We start from the raw sequence: 16,963 nt of genomic DNA on the forward strand, positions 1-16,963 counted from the left end.
ATTTAAAGATTTCAAATATTAATATATAATGCGCATGATATTAAAAACGTAGGAGGCATAAAAATGACTGAAGTAAATTATGATGTTGCAATTATCGGTGCTGGACCAGCCGGTATGACTGCGGCAGTTTATGCATCACGTGCAAATTTAAGCACAGTAATGATTGAACGAGGCATGCCTGGTGGACAAATGGCAAATACAGAGGAAGTAGAGAACTTCCCAGGATTCGAAATGATTACTGGTCCAGATTTATCAACTAAAATGTTCGAACACGCTAAAAAATTCGGTGCTGAATATCAATATGGAGATATTAAATCTATTGAAGATAAAGGTGACTATAAAGAAATTAATTTAGGCAATAAAGAGATAACAGCTCGTGCGGTAATTATTTCAACTGGTGCTGAATATAAAAAAATTGGTGTCCCTGGTGAACAAGAACTAGGTGGACGCGGTGTAAGTTATTGTGCAGTATGTGATGGTGCATTCTTCAAAAATAAAAACCTATTTGTAATAGGTGGCGGGGATTCTGCAGTTGAAGAAGGTGCATTCCTAACTAAATTCGCAGATAAAGTTACAATTGTACACAGAAGAGATGAATTAAGAGCACAAAAAATCTTGCAAGATCGTGCGTTTAAAAATGACAAAATCGATTTTATATGGAGTCATACTTTAAAATCTATTAATGAAAAAGATGGAAAAGTAGGTTCTGTAACACTTGTTTCTACCAAAGATGCCTCTGAAGAAACTTTAGATGCAGATGGGGTATTCATCTACATTGGTATGAAACCATTAACAGCACCATTTGTGAATCTAGGAATTACTAATGATATGGGCTATATTGTAACTGAAGATAATATGAGTACGAAAGTGCCAGGTATATTTGCGGCTGGTGATGTTAGAGATAAAGGTTTACGTCAAATTGTAACAGCTACTGGTGATGGTAGTATAGCAGCACAAAGTGCTATTGATTACATTGAAGAATTAAAAGATAAGCAAGAAGCATAAATAAGATTAGGCTAGAGCATGCAATCACATCATATAGTGATTAAAGCATGAATTCTAGCCTTTTTTATTTAAATCAATATTAGATTCAGATATCGCTATAATAGTTACGATAAGTAGCTCATATGATATTATGAAAGTAAATTAACGATATTCTAAAACGTATGTATACAATAAAAAGATTAACTAGGCGGTGTCAAAATGACGAACCATAAAGAAAATGAAATGAGTAAAAGTGAACTATTAGTAGTAACAGGTCTATCCGGTGCGGGTAAATCAGTGGTCATACAATGTTTAGAAGATATTGGTTACTTCTGTGTTGATAATCTACCACCTATTTTACTCCCTAAATTTGTAGAATTAATGGAACAAGGTAATCCTTCTTTGCAAAAAGTAGCTATTGCTATAGATTTAAGAGGTAAAGAATTATTTAAATCATTAGTAGAAGAAATTGATGCAATCAAAAGTAGAAACGATGTAATTGTAGATGTCATGTTTTTAGAAGCGGAAACAGAAAAACTAATTTCTAGATACAAAGAATCTAGACGAGCCCACCCTTTAAATGAAAATGGACAAATGTCTTTGATGGATTCGATCTTAGAAGAAAAGCAATTGCTTAGCAATATTCGTACAATCGCTAATTATATTGTAGATACAACGCAATTGACGACGAAAGAACTTAAAGCTAGAGTGAAAGAAAAATTTGAAGATGAGAATTTTAAATCCTTTAGTATCAATGTATCAAGTTTCGGCTTTAAACATGGTATACAAAAAGACGCAGATTTAGTATTTGATGTTCGTTTCCTACCAAATCCTTATTATGTTGAAGACTTAAGACCGATGACAGGAGAAGATGAACCAGTTTACCATTATGTTATGAAATGGAAAGAAACTGAAATGTTTTTCGAAAAATTAATGGATTTACTGAAATTTATGATACCAGGTTATAAAAAAGAGGGTAAATCACAATTAGTAATTGCAATAGGTTGTACAGGGGGTCAACATCGCTCTGTTGCGTTAGCTAAACGCATTGGTGAAGAATTAACAGAAATATTTGATTATAATGTCTATGTTCATCACAGAGATGCACATATCGAAAGTGGCGTGAGAAAATGAAACAATTAAAGATTGTACTCATAGGCGGTGGAACAGGCCTATCAGTATTGGCGAGGGGGCTGAGAGAGTACCCCATTGATATAACGGCCATCGTTACTGTAGCTGATGATGGTGGTAGTACTGGCAAAATACGTAGTGAGATGGATATACCTGCTCCAGGTGATATTAGAAATGTTATCGCAGCACTAAGTGATGCTGAACCAGTCATTGAAGAATTATTTCAATATCGATTTAAAGAAAATCAAATCGAAGGACACTCACTAGGTAATTTATTACTAGCAGCCTTAACAAATATAAAGAATGACTTCGGTCATGCAGTTAAAGAATTAAGTAAGATTTTAAATATTAAAGGTAAAGTGATTCCTTCAACGAATACTAATGTGATGCTAAACGCAGTGTTAGAAGATGGAGAAATTGTACGAGGAGAATCTCAAATACCAAAGAAATACAAACGTATTGATCGTGTTTTTTTAGAACCTGAAAATGTTGAGCCTATGGAAGAAGCAATTGACGCATTAGAAGATGCAGATTTAATCGTGCTCGGACCTGGCTCACTATACACAAGTGTTATTTCGAATTTATGTGTTAAAGGTATGTCAGAAGCTATTTTATGTTCTAAAGCACCTAAATTATATATATCTAATGTTATGACTCAACCGGGAGAAACATCAGATTACGATGTTATGGACCATATTCAAGCAATACATAAACATGCTGGAAGTGATTTTATTGATTATGTCATCTGTAGTAATGATAAATACGATGATAAAGTGTTAGAACGTTATAAAGAGCGTAATGCTAAACCGGTTGTTATGGATGAACATAAAATTACAGATCATAATATTAGAATGATTACGTCATCTAATTTAGTCGAAATATTAGATGATCATTTAGTACGTCACAATACTAAAGTTTTAGCAAGATTGATCTATGATTTAGCACTTGAAATGACAAGTACGATTCAATTTAGACCTAAAAAATAACACTTCTAATCATCTGTATAACTATGGTATGATATAGAGCGTATGTTTATTAATGTATTCGTGTAATATAGTGCAACTATATAGGATGTTAGTTACATGTATATATAAAATTGATTAGAGGGGGAAATGTGATGAGTTTTGCATCAGATATGAAGAATGAATTAACACGCATTGATGTTGATGAAAGCAATGCCAAAGCAGAGCTTAGCGCATTAATTCGTATGAACGGTGCACTTAGCCTATCTAATCAACAATTCGTAATTAATGTTCAAACAGAGAATGCTACGACCGCTAGAAGAATTTATTCATTAATTAAACGCATATTTAATGTAGAAGTGGAAATTCTAGTTCGTAAAAAAATGAAATTAAAGAAAAATAATATTTATATTTGTCGTACAAAAGTGCGAGCTAAAGAAATTCTAGATGAACTTGGTATATTAAAGAATGGTATTTTTGTTCACGATATTGATGCTAGCATGATTAAAGATGATGAAATGCGTAGAAGTTATTTAAGAGGCGCATTTTTAGCTGGAGGATCTGTAAATAATCCAGAGACATCATCCTATCATTTAGAAATATTTTCTCAATATGAGAATCATTCTGAAGGTTTAACTAAATTAATGAATAGTTATGGATTAAATGCTAAACATTTAGAACGAAAAAAGGGTAGTATTGCTTATTTAAAAGAAGCTGAAAAAATTTCTGACTTTCTAAGTTTAATAGGTGGATACCAGGCATTATTGAAGTTTGAAGATGTGCGAATTGTTAGGGATATGAGAAATTCAGTGAATCGTTTAGTAAATTGTGAAACTGCAAACCTTAATAAGACTGTAAGTGCCGCTATGAAACAAGTAGAAAGTATTCAGTTAATTGAACAGGAAATCGGATTAGATAATTTGCCTGATCGCTTAAGAGAGATTGCTAAACTTCGAGTTGAGCATCAAGAAATCTCTTTAAAAGAACTAGGAGAAATGATATCGACTGGTCCGATATCTAAATCTGGAGTCAACCATCGTTTAAGAAAGTTAAATGAACTTGCAGACAAAATTCGAAGTGGTGAAAAAATAGAATTATAAGTATAAACTCGTCATGGATTGGCGAGTTCTTTTTTTAGAACTAGGGACTTGGATCCCTGAAAAGTCCCTGAAATTTAGTTTTCTTTGGTTTTTAATTAAAAGATAAATAAAAAAGAACGCCGTCACAACGGCATTCTTGAAATTAAAATATGTATAATTGAAGATATTAGCCCCCTCGAGAGGAGTCGAACCTCTATCTTAAGAACCGGAATCTTACGTGCTATCCGTTACACTACGAGGAGATATTAAATGATAAAGACAAATTTCTGTACTAATTGTTATTTTAAAAGTACAATCTGAATGTATGTTTATAGTGTACAAAATCTATTAAAATATGGTCAACTTTTCTTAATGCTAGATGAGTTTAAATTTTGACCATTTTTGACTTTTGATGTAAAATACTAATTAACAGTTAATCACAAGGAGGAAATATAAATGAATTTAATTCCTACAGTAATCGAAACAACAAATCGCGGTGAACGTGCATACGATATTTATTCACGTTTATTGAAAGACCGTATTATTATGTTAGGTTCTGCAATTGATGATAATGTAGCAAATTCAATTGTATCACAATTATTATTCTTACAAGCTCAAGACTCTGAGAAAGACATCTATCTATATATTAATTCTCCAGGTGGTAGTGTTACTGCTGGATTTGCAATTTATGATACAATCCAACATATTAAACCAGATGTACAAACAATTTGTATCGGTATGGCTGCATCAATGGGTTCATTCCTATTAGCAGCTGGCGCAAAAGGTAAACGCTTTGCATTACCAAACGCTGAAGTTATGATTCACCAACCATTAGGTGGTGCACAAGGACAAGCAACTGAAATCGAAATTGCTGCTAACCACATTTTAAAAACACGCGAAAAATTAAACAAAATTTTAGCTGAACGTACAGGTCAAAGTATTGAAAAAATTCAAAAAGATACTGATCGTGATAACTTCTTAACTGCTGACGAAGCTAAAGAATATGGTTTAATTGATAATGTTATGCAACCAGAAGATAAATAATCGAATTTAACCATGGCATAAAAATGGGGAGTGTTTAAACAAACACTCCCCGTTTTTTTATGACTATTTTAATTGTTTGAAGAACGTTTTAGGAACAGTCGAATAGATATAATAAGTAAAATAATGCCAATTAAAATGAAGAATATAGACATTAATATAATTACTAAATTATGTTCGAAAGCGAAAATACCATTGAGTATAAGAAATAGACTTGCGATGATAAGTAGAAAATAAGTTAATTTCTCGTCATTCATTTTCAAAACTCCAATTAAATTATTATGCATCTATTAAATCTTCGAAAGCAATTTTTAGATTAGGATAGTTAAATATAAAACCGAGCGCATCCAGTTTATTTGGTAATACCTTTTGCGTATCTAAAACAACCGTAGACATTTCACCAAGTGCTAATCGCATTAGGAATGATGGTACCCATGTTTCATGAGGGCGATGCATGACACGCGCAAGTGTGTATCCAAATAAATTTTGGCGTTCAGCAATAGGTGCAGCCATATTGAATGGACCTTTTGCTTTAGGATTATCGATTGTGAATAGAATTGCGCGCACTAAGTCATTAATGTGAATCCATGAATACCATTGGAAACCAGATCCTAATTTACCACCTACGAAGAATTTATAAGGAAGCTTCATCGTCTGTAAGGCGCCTCCATCATCAGATAAAATCATGCTGAATCTGCCAAGTACTACTCGCGTACCAAATGACTCAAAGCGTTTAGCAAAACGTTCCCACTGATAAACCACATCAGATAGAAAATCAAACGGATGTGTTTGATATTTTTCTGTATACGTATGATATAAACTAGGTGGATAATAACCCATTGCACTAGCATTAAAGAGCACTTCAGGTTTATGTTCCCGTTGGCTAAACAAGTCAACTAGTGCTTGTGTTGACTGAATACGACTAGTCATAATCAATTGTTTATATGATGGAGTCCAGCGTTTATTTAAAGTTGCACCAGCCAAATTAACTACAACATCTATATCTGGAACTTGGGACATCCAACCGTCTTTTGACCAATTAACATAAGAAATCTTTGGATCATCACTTTGCTTATCACTACGAGTTAGTATTGTAATATGTACATCGCGATTCTTTAATTCATTTACTAATTGACTGCCTACCATTCCAGTTCCGCCAGTTATTAAGAATTGCTTCATATTTACACCTCTATTAATTTATAGTATTAAGATAGCTTTTCTATTATCAACATTGAACTTTTCTTGTTCAAAAAATGTACAATGATTAGTCAATAATATGTCATTTACTAAGCTGTAAACAGGATTTAAATTATCTAAAGTTAAGTTATAATTAATTTGTACCTTCGCTATAGTAGATTTCAATATCTCTGAGTAAATTGAGTATACCCCATAGACTACACAAAATAAACGAAGGTCAATTTTGACTCCCTTTAGTAGAAGCCCATGCGAGAATCGTGTGGGCTCTTTGTATATCTATTATAGTCCTAATGAATAAAGATTAAGAATAATATGATTAGAGGAATGAAAATGACTGATAAAAATATAAAATCAAACTGAGATGTATGACTGTCATCATAATCATCATTATTCAACATCATAGATTTTAGATTATGTTTAGGAACATTTTCATCTTCAAATATATCTTCAGAAACAATTTTTTTCATTATGACTCACACTTTCACATTATAATAAAATTAAATTTGCATTATTGATGTTTGTAATTACTTATGATGTTATCATATATAAGTGATTATGTATCATTATAATTAATGTCTTAAACCTTTTTATTTCATTTCCGTGCGAATTACTGTAAAATTATATGCTACATTTAGGGGACTAGACAATTTTAATATATTAAAGTGAGGTAACTTATGTCTAAGAACAATAGAAATAGAGATGACTTTGGTGAACCGGAAAAGAAAAAAATGAGTGGCATTTCGAAACTTATTAGTACGATTATCGTTTTATTATTATTAAGCGGATTAGCATTTGCGATTTTTGCATTTGTAGATCATTCAAATCGTTCAAGTGAACGCTTAAACAATCAATCAACTGAAGAGCACAAAGATAAAAATGATAAAAAAGACAAAGAAGATAAAGACAAAAAGGATAAGTCAGATAAAGATAAAAAAACAAGTGAAGATAGTTCGAATGTGACTCAAGAAAATGTTACGCAGCAAACAGCTCAAACCCAACAACGTCAGACACAACAAGCAACACCTTCAACTCAACAAAGAACTAAACAACAACCATCAACAGAAGAGAAACAAAGAACCAAAGAAGCACAGACTAAGGAAGAAAAAACACAAGAGAAAACAACTAAAGAAGAAGCTACAACAAAAGAAACTCGCACTAAAGAACAAGCAACTCAAGAAAGTAACAGTAATAATAGCAGTGATAGTAATTCTAGTGAGTCAAATACGGATAAGTCTAATAGTAACCAGACAAGCAATCAAACTAGAACGCAACAATCACCGCAAACACAACAATCACAACAGACCCAACAACGATCAACAACTCAGTCGTCTACGCAGCAATCAACCACAAGACAAACTTCACAACGAAGTGCTACGTCTAGTCAAAGTCAGTCAAGCCAAGAATCATCAAATAGTAATGAATAATATAGTTAGTAGTTATCAAAGTGAGATTTTGAAACAGTCATGTTTCAAGTCTCACTTTTTACTTTTTTAAAACATCCAATTGAGTAAAAAGGTAAAAATAATTGAAAGCAAAATAGAAATGATTATTGAAGAAAGGCAACCAAATGGACAACCACAACCATAATGATATCTTATTGAATAGTTGTTACGTTCATTACCATTAAAATAGTTATCATCTTTATATCTACGATCTTTAGGGTCAATGACTTCTACATTATTATCATTTTCTCGAGCCATTTCTTCATCCTCCTTAAATGAATTTCTTATATTGTAAATTAAAATAGTTTAAACAAGAAAGTATTTTGCAAAAGAATAATTTCTAAACTTAAAGGGTAATACTATAAAATAAGGGTTTAATTAAATTTTGTGGCACTTTACAAAAAGGGAAATACTACTTAAATTAGGGGATTTTACAGATAATTTTAAATATTAGAGTTTTTCTCTTGCATTTTCAACAACACAATAGTACTATTGCAAGTGTAAAGAGGTTAGATTTTGTCCCGCGCGGGACACAATAAGTCAAACTGGGTTTATGCTATTGGTTACCTTTTATACATAAAGGAGGAAGGTAGTAGTGAAGGACTTGATTAAAATTCAACAGAAGCTGATACCTGATTTAATTGATAAAATGTATCGACGCTTTTCTATCTTAACTACTATCTCAAATAATCAACCAGTAGGTAGAAGAAGTTTAAGTGAGCACATGGATATTACCGAACGTGTCTTAAGATCTGAAACTGATATGTTGAAAAAGCAAGATTTAATTCAAGTCAAATCGACTGGAATGGAAATCACTGAAGAAGGCAAGTCAGTTTTGAATCAGCTTAACGAATATTTCAATATTTATACTGATGATAATCAATTAGCTAATCAAATTAAGTCAACTTTTGGTATTAAAGAAGTTCACGTTATACCTGGTGATGCAGATGCTCAAGAGAATGTTAAATCCGAAATGGGAAGACAAGCTGGCCAATTATTAGAAAGCATCTTATATGAAGACGCTATTGTTTCAGTAACAGGTGGTTCAACAATGGCAAATGTAAGCCGAGCCATGCATCTTCTACCATTTAATGTATTTTTCGTACCAGCTCGTGGTGGTCTTGGTGAGAATGTTATTTATCAAGCTAACACGATTTCAGCGAGCATGGCGCAACAAACAGGTGGTTATTATACAACACTTTATGTACCAGATAATGTAAGTGAATCAACGTATAATACACTTCTGATGGAACCCTCTGTGGTTCATACATTAGATAAAATTAGACAAGCAAATATAACAATTCACGGTATTGGTGATGCGCTGAAGATGGCGTATCGTAGACAATCGTCAGAACAGGTGATTGAAAACCTTCAACATCATCAAGCCGTCGCAGAAGCTTTCGGTTACTATTTTGACGCTCAAGGAAATGTAGTCTACAAAGTAAAGACAATAGGACTACAACTTGAAGATTTAGAAACCAAAGATTTTATATTCGCTGTTGCAGGTGGACAATCTAAAGGTGAAGCAATTAAAGCTTACTTAAGTATTGCACCTAAAAATACAGTTTTAATTACTGATGAAGCAGCAGCAAAGGTAATATTAAATTAGTAATAAAAAGTTTAAAGCTTTTTAAATATCATTTTAAAGGAGGCCATTATAATGGCAGTAAAAGTAGCAATTAATGGTTTTGGTAGAATTGGTCGTTTAGCATTTAGAAGAATTCAAGACGTAGAAGGTATTGAAGTAGTTGCAGTAAACGACTTAACAGACGACGAAATGTTAGCTCATTTATTAAAATATGACACTATGCAAGGTCGTTTCACAGGAGAAGTTGAAGTTATTGATGGTGGTTTCCGCGTAAATGGTAAAGAAGTTAAATCATACGAAGAACCAGATGCAAGCAAATTACCTTGGGGCGATTTAGATATCGACGTAGTATTAGAATGTACTGGTTTCTATACAGATAAAGAAAAAGCAGAAGCACACATCAATGCAGGTGCTAAAAAAGTATTAATCTCTGCACCAGCTAAAGGTGATGTAAAAACAATCGTATTCAACACTAACCACAATGACTTAGATGGTTCAGAAACAGTTGTTTCAGGTGCATCATGTACTACTAACTCATTAGCACCAGTTGCTAAAGTATTAAGTGATGAATTTGGTTTAGTTGAAGGTTTAATGACAACTATTCACGCATACACTGGTGACCAAATGACTCAAGACGGTCCACATAAAAAAGGTGACAAACGTCGTGCGCGTGCAGCAGCTCAAAACATCGTACCTAACTCAACAGGTGCTGCAAAAGCAATCGGTAAAGTTATTCCTGAAATCGATGGTAAATTAGACGGTGGTGCTCAACGTGTACCAGTTGCTACAGGTTCATTAACTGAAGTAACAGTTGTATTAGAAAAAGATGTTACTGTTGAAGACGTTAACAAAGCAATGAAAAACGCTTCAAACGAATCATTTGGTTACACTGAAGACGAAATCGTTTCTTCTGACGTAGTTGGCATGACTTACGGTTCATTATTCGATGCTACTCAAACTCGTGTAATGTCTGTTGGTGACCGTCAATTAGTTAAGGTTGCAGCTTGGTATGACAACGAAATGTCTTACACGGCTCAATTAGTTCGTACTTTAGAATATTTAGCAGAATTATCTAAATAATTTAGAAGCATAGTTAAATAAACTTGTGCTCAGTATGGATGTACTATTCACAGTACACTTGTACAAATTATTGAAATAAGTTAGCTTATGAGTAAGCGGGGAGCACTAACGCTTCTCCGCTTATTTTTATATTAGTAATTCCTATTTAGAGGAGGAAATTATAATGGCAAAGAAAATTGTTTCTGATTTAGATTTAAAAGGGAAAGTTGTTTTAGAACGTGCTGATTTCAATGTACCTTTAAAAGACGGTAAGATCACAAATGATAACCGTATTGTTCAGGCTTTACCAACAATTAAATATGTCATCGAACAAGGTGGTAAATTAGTACTATTTTCTCACTTAGGAAAAGTTAAACAAGAAAGTGATAAAGAAGGTCTTACATTAAAACCTGTTGCTGATGCTTTATCTGAAAAATTAGGTAAAGAAGTTACTTTCGTACCTGAAACACGTGGTGAAAAATTAGAATCAGCTATCAAAAACTTAAGTGAAGGCGATGTACTATTAGTTGAAAATACACGTTTCGAAGATTTAGATGGTAAAAAAGAATCTAAAAATGACCCTGAACTAGGTAAATATTGGGCATCACTAGGCGATGTATTTGTAAATGATGCTTTCGGTACAGCTCACCGCGAACATGCTTCTAATGTTGGTATTTCAACGCATTTAGAAACAGCGGCTGGTTATTTAATGGAAAAAGAAATTAAATTTATCGGTGGTGTTGTTAACGACCCACATAAACCAGTAGTTGCAATTTTAGGTGGAGCAAAAGTATCTGACAAAATTGGTGTTATTAAAAACTTAGTAAATATCGCTGATAAAATTCTTATTGGTGGTGGAATGGCGTATACCTTCTTAAAAGCACAAGGCAAAGAAATTGGCTTATCTTTACTAGAAGAAGACAAAATCGACTTTGCTAAAGAATTACTTGAAAGTAACGGCGATCAAATTGTGTTACCAGTAGATGCGAAAGTTGCGAAAGAATTTTCAAATGACGCTGAAATTACTGAAGTATCAATTGATAACATCCCTTCTGATCAAGAAGCAATGGACGTTGGCCCTAAAACTGTAGAATTATTCTCTAAAGAATTAGAAGGTGCACATACAGTAGTATGGAATGGACCTATGGGCGTATTTGAATTTAGTAACTTTGCTCAAGGTACAATCGGTGTATGTAAAGCCATTGCTAATTTAAAAGACGCTACTACAATTATCGGTGGTGGTGACTCAGCAGCTGCTGCAATTTCTTTAGGTTTTGAAGATGACTTCACACATATTTCTACTGGTGGCGGTGCATCATTAGAATACCTAGAAGGTATTGAATTACCAGGAATTAAAGCAATTAATGATAAATAATCATTTTATAAAAGGTGTACGTTTTTCTAAGTATTTTCAAGGGAAAATGTACAAAGAATAAGACTTTACGTCTTAAAAAGTTATTTAACGCTAAAATTACAATTTTAAATATATAGGAGTGTAATCAATGAGAAAACCAATCATAGCTGGTAACTGGAAAATGAACAAAACAGTTAAAGAAGCTAAAGACTTCGTTAATAATTTACCAACATTACCTGATGAAAAAGAAGTTGAATCAGTAATTTGTGCACCAACAATTCAATTAGATGCATTAATTTCATTAGTGAATGATGGCAAAGCAAAAGGATTGAAAATTGGTGCTCAAAACACTTATTTTGAAGATAATGGTGCATTCACAGGAGAAACCTCTCCAGTGGCATTAGCTGACTTAGGTGTTAAATACGTAGTTATTGGACACTCAGAACGTCGTGAATTATTCCATGAAACAGATGAAGATGTGAATAAAAAAGCACATGCGGTATTTAATCATGGCATGACACCAATTATTTGTGTTGGTGAAACAGATGAAGAACGCGAAAATGGCAAAGCTAATGAAATCGTTAGCAATCAAGTTGAAAAAGCATTAGAAGGTTTATCAGAAGAGCAACTTAAAGAAGTTGTTATTGCATACGAACCAATTTGGGCAATCGGTACTGGTAAATCAGCTACTTCTGATGATGCTAATGAAATGTGTGCTCACGTGCGTAAAACAGTAGCGAAAGTGGCTAGTCAAGATGTTGCTGATGCAACACGTATTCAATACGGTGGTAGTGTTAAACCTAACAACGTTAAAGAATACATGGCTCAATCTGACATTGATGGTGCATTAGTAGGTGGCGCGTCATTAAAAGTTGAAGATTTCGTACAATTGTTAGAAGGTGCAAAATAATTATGGCTAAACAACCGACAGCTTTAATCATTTTAGATGGTTTCGCTAATCGTGAAAGTGAACATGGTAATGCTGTAAAACAAGCGCATAAACCAAATTTTGACCGCTATTACAGTAAATACCCAACTACACAAATTGAAGCAAGTGGTTTAGACGTAGGTCTTCCAGAAGGCCAAATGGGTAACTCAGAAGTTGGTCATATGAACATTGGTGCAGGACGTATTGTTTACCAAAGTTTGACACGTATCAATAAATCAATCGCAGATGGCGATTTCTTTGAAAATGATGTGTTAAATAACGCCGTGCAACATGTTAATGAGCATGATTCTGTATTACATGTCTTTGGATTACTATCTGATGGTGGTGTACACAGTCATTACCAACATTTATTTGCATTGTTAGAACTTGCTAAACAAAAAGGTTTAGATAAAGTTTATGTACATGCATTCTTAGACGGTCGTGACGTAGACCAAAAATCAGCACTAAAATACATTGAGGACACAGAAGCTAAATTTAAATCATTAGGTGTAGGTGAGTTCGCATCTATTTCTGGCCGTTATTACGCTATGGACCGTGATAAACGTTGGGACCGTGAACAAAAAGCATATAATGCTATCCGTAACTTTGAAGGGCCTGCTTATGCTTCAGCAAAAGAAGGCGTTGAAGCTAACTACGCTAATGATTTAACAGATGAATTTGTTGAGCCATTTATTGTTGAAGGTCAAAATAATGGCATCAATGATGGAGATGCAGTTATCTTCTTCAATTTCCGCCCTGATAGAGCAGCTCAGTTGTCAGAAGTATTTACTAATAAAGCATTTGATGGCTTTAAAGTAGAACAAGTTAAAGATTTATTCTACGCAACATTTACTAAATATAATGACAATGTAGATGCTGAAGTTGTCTTCGAGAAAGTGGATTTAACAAATACAATTGGTGAAGTTGCTCAAAATAATAACTTAAAACAATTACGTATTGCTGAAACTGAAAAATATCCACATGTAACGTACTTCATGAGTGGTGGACGTAATGAAGAATTTGAAGGTGAGCGTCGTCGTTTAATCGATTCACCAAAAGTAGCGACTTACGATTTAAAACCAGAAATGAGTGCGTATGAAGTTAAAGATGCGTTATTAGAAGAGTTAGATAAAGGTGATTTAGATTTAATTATCTTAAACTTTGCTAATCCTGATATGGTTGGACATAGTGGTATGTTAGAACCAACTATCAAAGCAATTGAAGCAGTGGATGAATGCTTAGGTGAAGTTGTTGATAAAATCTTAGACATGAATGGTTATGCAATTATTACAGCTGACCATGGTAACTCTGACGAAGTATTAACAGATGATGATCAACCAATGACTACTCATACGACTAATCCGGTTCCTGTTATTGTAACTAAAGAAGGCGTTACATTACGTGAAACTGGTCGTCTAGGAGATTTAGCACCAACACTATTAGATTTATTAAATGTAGATCAACCATCAGACATGACTGGTGAATCACTTATTAAACACTAAAAATTAGTCCAGTTATAAATGGTAAGAATATTGAAATCCCTAATACGATATTTGAAACTTTAGGGATTCAGTCCTTATCTGATATAAATATTTTATTTAAAGATTAAATCAAGCTATAATAGCTTTAGAATCTAAATTAAAGGAGATTTTTCACATGCCAATTATTACAGATGTTTATGCTCGCGAAGTCTTAGACTCACGTGGTAACCCAACAGTTGAAGTTGAAGTATTAACTGAAAGCGGTGCTTTCGGTCGTGCATTAGTACCATCAGGTGCTTCTACAGGTGAACACGAAGCAGTTGAATTACGTGATGGAGATAAATCACGTTATAGCGGTAAAGGTGTTACTAAAGCTGTTGAAAATGTTAACGAAATTATTGCACCAGAAATCGTTGAAGGTGAATTTTCAGTATTAGATCAAGTATCTATTGATAAAATGATGATTCAATTAGACGGTACACCTAACAAAGGTAAATTAGGTGCAAACGCTATTTTAGGTGTATCTATCGCAGTTGCACGTGCAGCAGCAGACTTATTAGGTCAACCTTTATACAAATATTTAGGTGGATTCAACGGTAAACAATTACCAGTTCCTATGATGAACATCGTTAATGGTGGTTCTCACTCAGACGCACCAATCGCATTCCAAGAATTCATGATTTTACCAACAGGTGCAGAATCATTCAAAGAAGCATTACGTTGGGGTGCTGAAATCTTCCATAACTTAAAATCAATCTTAAGTGAACGTGGTTTAGAAACAGCAGTAGGTGACGAAGGTGGTTTCGCTCCTAAATTTGAAGGTACTGAAGATGCTGTAGAAACAATCATTAAAGCTATCGAAAAAGCAGGTTACAAACCTGGCGAAGATGTATTCTTAGGATTCGACTGTGCCTCATCTGAATTCTACGAAAATGGTGTATATGATTACACTAAATTCGAAGGTGAACATGGTGCGAAACGTAGCGCAGCTGAACAAGTTGACTACTTAGAAGAATTAATTGGTAAATACCCAATCATCACTATCGAAGATGGTATGGATGAAAATGATTGGGACGGTTGGAAACAATTAACTGATCGTATTGGAGATAAAGTTCAATTAGTAGGTGACGATTTATTCGTAACTAACACTGAAATCCTTTCTAGAGGTATTGAACAAGGTATTGGTAACTCAATCTTAATCAAAGTTAACCAAATTGGTACTTTAACAGAAACTTTCGAAGCAATCGAAATGGCTCAAAAAGCTGGCTATACTGCAGTAGTTTCTCACCGTTCAGGTGAAACAGAAGATACTACAATCTCTGATATAGCAGTAGCTACTAATGCTGGTCAAATTAAAACTGGTTCATTATCAAGAACTGACCGTATTGCTAAATACAATCAATTATTACGTATTGAAGATGAATTATTTGAAACTGCTAAATTCGATGGTATCAAATCATTCTACAATTTAGACAAATAAGTCTAATAATTTAACCTATTTAAAACAATAATAGAGTTCACGCTTATGTATTACCTGTCACAGAGTTGAGACTGTGGCAGGTTTTTTAAATTATTAAACAATGTAAGTGATTAACTAAATTGTAAAATCATAATGACAAAATCATTAATGCAACTTTTATCACATATATCTAACCTACTAATGATTTTTAACGAACATGGAACAGATTTAATTTAGGTATACAAACTGATATAATAGTTATGTATATAAAAGAAGGAGAAATAAAGATGGAGAATCAACTTAATCAACCTAGTCAAAGAGAACGCAATGCAGGTAAATTAATAGGCTACAGTTCTTTAATTTTATGTATTTTATTGATCATCCATAACTTTATTGCACTAGATACGTTAACTGCTAAGACACTATTATCACAGGCAGGACAGAAAGCAAGTGATAGTGCAGTAGCTAATATATTAAATAGCTTTAGATATACTGGCATTATGTATATTTTGGCATATTTAGCAGGTGTCATTGCATTATGGAATCGACATAAATATCTGTGGTGGTTTATGTTTGCAGTCTATGTTTCAAATGTATTATTTACATTAGTAAACGTAACTATGGTTATAAATGCGATAATAACAGCTAAATCAGTGTTGTTTATTATTCCTATTATAATCGTAATTGTGGGCTCTACAGTATTAGCATTATACATGCTAGTTATTTCAATCATTCGTAAGAGTACTTTTAATCGATAGTCATTGATTATAAAGACTAGTATATGATATAATTCGGAACGTATATAATGAATGGAGGACAATTTTCATGCATACACTTTTTATAGTACTCTTAATTATTGATTGTATTGCATTAATCACTGTTGTATTACTCCAAGAAGGTAAAAGTAATGGACTTTCAGGTGCTATTAGTGGTGGCGCAGAACAGTTATTTGGTAAACAAAAACAACGTGGCGTCGATTTATTCTTGCATAGATTAACAATTATTTTAGCAGTCATTTTCTTTTTAATAATGATTGGTATCAGTTACTTTGGTTTATAAGGTCCGACGATGTTAATGTCGGGCTTTTTTATTTATAATGAATAGTGACGGACGACGTCATTGATATTTAGTCAGGAGACCTAAGGTCCGATTTAAATAATGTATATTTCCGAGATAATAAGGGAATACTTAGTTAAATATAATATTAATACGAAGCATTGTATTTGAATTAAAAATATAACGCAAGAATAATTTTGAG

The 16,963-nt window shown here is 33.3% G+C and carries 18 protein-coding genes and 1 tRNA gene; 14 read left to right on the plus strand and 5 right to left on the minus strand.

Translation table 11 applies throughout. The annotated features are described in order from the left end of the window. Window positions 1-63 precede the first annotated feature (63 nt). The 4 genes from trxB (at window position 64) to whiA (ending at window position 4,177) form a co-directional block, all read left to right on the plus strand. Complete coding sequence (gene trxB / locus HMPREF3265_RS03900; protein WP_011276389.1) at window positions 64-1,005, plus strand: thioredoxin-disulfide reductase; 942 nt, start codon at window positions 64-66, stop codon at window positions 1,003-1,005. 198 nt (window positions 1,006-1,203) lie between these two features. Continuing rightward, on the plus strand, window positions 1,204-2,118 hold the full coding sequence (gene rapZ, locus HMPREF3265_RS03905; protein WP_053023054.1) for an RNase adapter RapZ: 915 nt from the start codon (window positions 1,204-1,206) through the stop codon (window positions 2,116-2,118). After that, window positions 2,115-3,101, plus strand: a complete 987-nt coding sequence (gene yvcK, locus HMPREF3265_RS03910; RefSeq protein ID WP_037548862.1) for a gluconeogenesis factor YvcK family protein — start codon at window positions 2,115-2,117, stop codon at window positions 3,099-3,101. The genes rapZ and yvcK overlap by 4 nt, the downstream gene beginning before the upstream one ends. Before the next feature lie 131 nt (window positions 3,102-3,232). Then, a complete protein-coding gene (gene whiA, locus HMPREF3265_RS03915; RefSeq protein WP_037548865.1) occupies window positions 3,233-4,177 on the plus strand; it encodes a DNA-binding protein WhiA in 945 nt (314 codons plus the stop codon). Between the two features lie 170 nt (window positions 4,178-4,347). Here the strand turns inward: whiA and HMPREF3265_RS03920 are convergent. Next, window positions 4,348-4,419: transfer RNA gene (locus tag HMPREF3265_RS03920), tRNA-Arg, on the minus strand. Window positions 4,420-4,612: 193 nt separating this feature from the next. Here HMPREF3265_RS03920 and clpP point away from each other — a divergent pair. After that, the gene (clpP, locus tag HMPREF3265_RS03925; protein WP_011276385.1) at window positions 4,613-5,200 is read left to right on the plus strand and encodes an ATP-dependent Clp endopeptidase proteolytic subunit ClpP; all 588 of its coding nucleotides are present in this window, start codon (window positions 4,613-4,615) and stop codon (window positions 5,198-5,200) included. Between the two features lie 68 nt (window positions 5,201-5,268). Here the strand turns inward: clpP and HMPREF3265_RS12175 are convergent, their stop codons facing one another. The 3 genes from HMPREF3265_RS12175 to HMPREF3265_RS03935 all read right to left on the minus strand — a co-directional run bounded on the left by HMPREF3265_RS12175 (window position 5,269) and on the right by HMPREF3265_RS03935 (window position 6,861). After that, window positions 5,269-5,454: a hypothetical protein gene (locus tag HMPREF3265_RS12175; RefSeq protein ID WP_174165707.1), complete on the minus strand. Its 186-nt coding sequence runs from the start codon at window positions 5,452-5,454 to the stop codon at window positions 5,269-5,271. A 22-nt stretch (window positions 5,455-5,476) separates the two neighbouring features. Further along, the gene (locus HMPREF3265_RS03930; RefSeq protein ID WP_037548869.1) at window positions 5,477-6,376 is read right to left on the minus strand and encodes a TIGR01777 family oxidoreductase; all 900 of its coding nucleotides are present in this window, start codon (window positions 6,374-6,376) and stop codon (window positions 5,477-5,479) included. 305 nt (window positions 6,377-6,681) lie between these two features. Continuing rightward, a complete protein-coding gene (locus HMPREF3265_RS03935) occupies window positions 6,682-6,861 on the minus strand; it encodes a hypothetical protein (RefSeq protein WP_037548872.1) in 180 nt (59 codons plus the stop codon). 207 nt (window positions 6,862-7,068) lie between these two features. Here HMPREF3265_RS03935 and HMPREF3265_RS03940 point away from each other — a divergent pair, with 207 nt between their 5' ends. After that, window positions 7,069-7,818: a DUF4887 domain-containing protein gene (locus HMPREF3265_RS03940; protein WP_016930993.1), complete on the plus strand. Its 750-nt coding sequence runs from the start codon at window positions 7,069-7,071 to the stop codon at window positions 7,816-7,818. A gap of 66 nt (window positions 7,819-7,884) precedes the next feature. Here the strand turns inward: HMPREF3265_RS03940 and HMPREF3265_RS03945 are convergent, their stop codons facing one another. Then, window positions 7,885-8,094 (minus strand): hypothetical protein, encoded by a 210-nt coding sequence (locus HMPREF3265_RS03945; RefSeq protein WP_016930994.1) that lies wholly within the window; start codon window positions 8,092-8,094, stop codon window positions 7,885-7,887. Window positions 8,095-8,431: 337 nt separating this feature from the next. Here HMPREF3265_RS03945 and HMPREF3265_RS03950 point away from each other — a divergent pair, with 337 nt between their 5' ends. The 8 genes from HMPREF3265_RS03950 (at window position 8,432) to secG (ending at window position 16,764) form a co-directional block, all read left to right on the plus strand. After that, window positions 8,432-9,445: a sugar-binding transcriptional regulator gene (locus tag HMPREF3265_RS03950; protein ID WP_016930995.1), complete on the plus strand. Its 1,014-nt coding sequence runs from the start codon at window positions 8,432-8,434 to the stop codon at window positions 9,443-9,445. Between the two features lie 51 nt (window positions 9,446-9,496). Next, window positions 9,497-10,504, plus strand: coding sequence for a type I glyceraldehyde-3-phosphate dehydrogenase (gene gap / locus HMPREF3265_RS03955; protein WP_011276377.1), 1,008 nt, complete (start codon window positions 9,497-9,499; stop codon window positions 10,502-10,504). 163 nt (window positions 10,505-10,667) lie between these two features. Next, window positions 10,668-11,858, plus strand: coding sequence for a phosphoglycerate kinase (gene pgk / locus HMPREF3265_RS03960; protein ID WP_016930996.1), 1,191 nt, complete (start codon window positions 10,668-10,670; stop codon window positions 11,856-11,858). A 127-nt stretch (window positions 11,859-11,985) separates the two neighbouring features. Further along, window positions 11,986-12,747: a triose-phosphate isomerase gene (tpiA, locus tag HMPREF3265_RS03965; protein ID WP_011276375.1), complete on the plus strand. Its 762-nt coding sequence runs from the start codon at window positions 11,986-11,988 to the stop codon at window positions 12,745-12,747. Between the two features lie 2 nt (window positions 12,748-12,749). Beyond that, window positions 12,750-14,267: a 2,3-bisphosphoglycerate-independent phosphoglycerate mutase gene (gpmI, locus tag HMPREF3265_RS03970; protein ID WP_016930997.1), complete on the plus strand. Its 1,518-nt coding sequence runs from the start codon at window positions 12,750-12,752 to the stop codon at window positions 14,265-14,267. A gap of 154 nt (window positions 14,268-14,421) precedes the next feature. Next, window positions 14,422-15,726, plus strand: coding sequence for a surface-displayed alpha-enolase (gene eno, locus HMPREF3265_RS03975; RefSeq protein WP_011276373.1), 1,305 nt, complete (start codon window positions 14,422-14,424; stop codon window positions 15,724-15,726). Between the two features lie 266 nt (window positions 15,727-15,992). Beyond that, window positions 15,993-16,463, plus strand: coding sequence for a hypothetical protein (locus HMPREF3265_RS03980; protein WP_016930998.1), 471 nt, complete (start codon window positions 15,993-15,995; stop codon window positions 16,461-16,463). Window positions 16,464-16,530: 67 nt separating this feature from the next. Beyond that, window positions 16,531-16,764: a preprotein translocase subunit SecG gene (gene secG / locus HMPREF3265_RS03985; protein ID WP_011276371.1), complete on the plus strand. Its 234-nt coding sequence runs from the start codon at window positions 16,531-16,533 to the stop codon at window positions 16,762-16,764. Window positions 16,765-16,963 lie beyond the last annotated feature (199 nt).

The sequence above is a fragment of the Staphylococcus sp. HMSC62B09 genome, from assembly GCF_001839115.1.
GTDB classification, from domain to species: domain Bacteria; phylum Bacillota; class Bacilli; order Staphylococcales; family Staphylococcaceae; genus Staphylococcus; species Staphylococcus haemolyticus.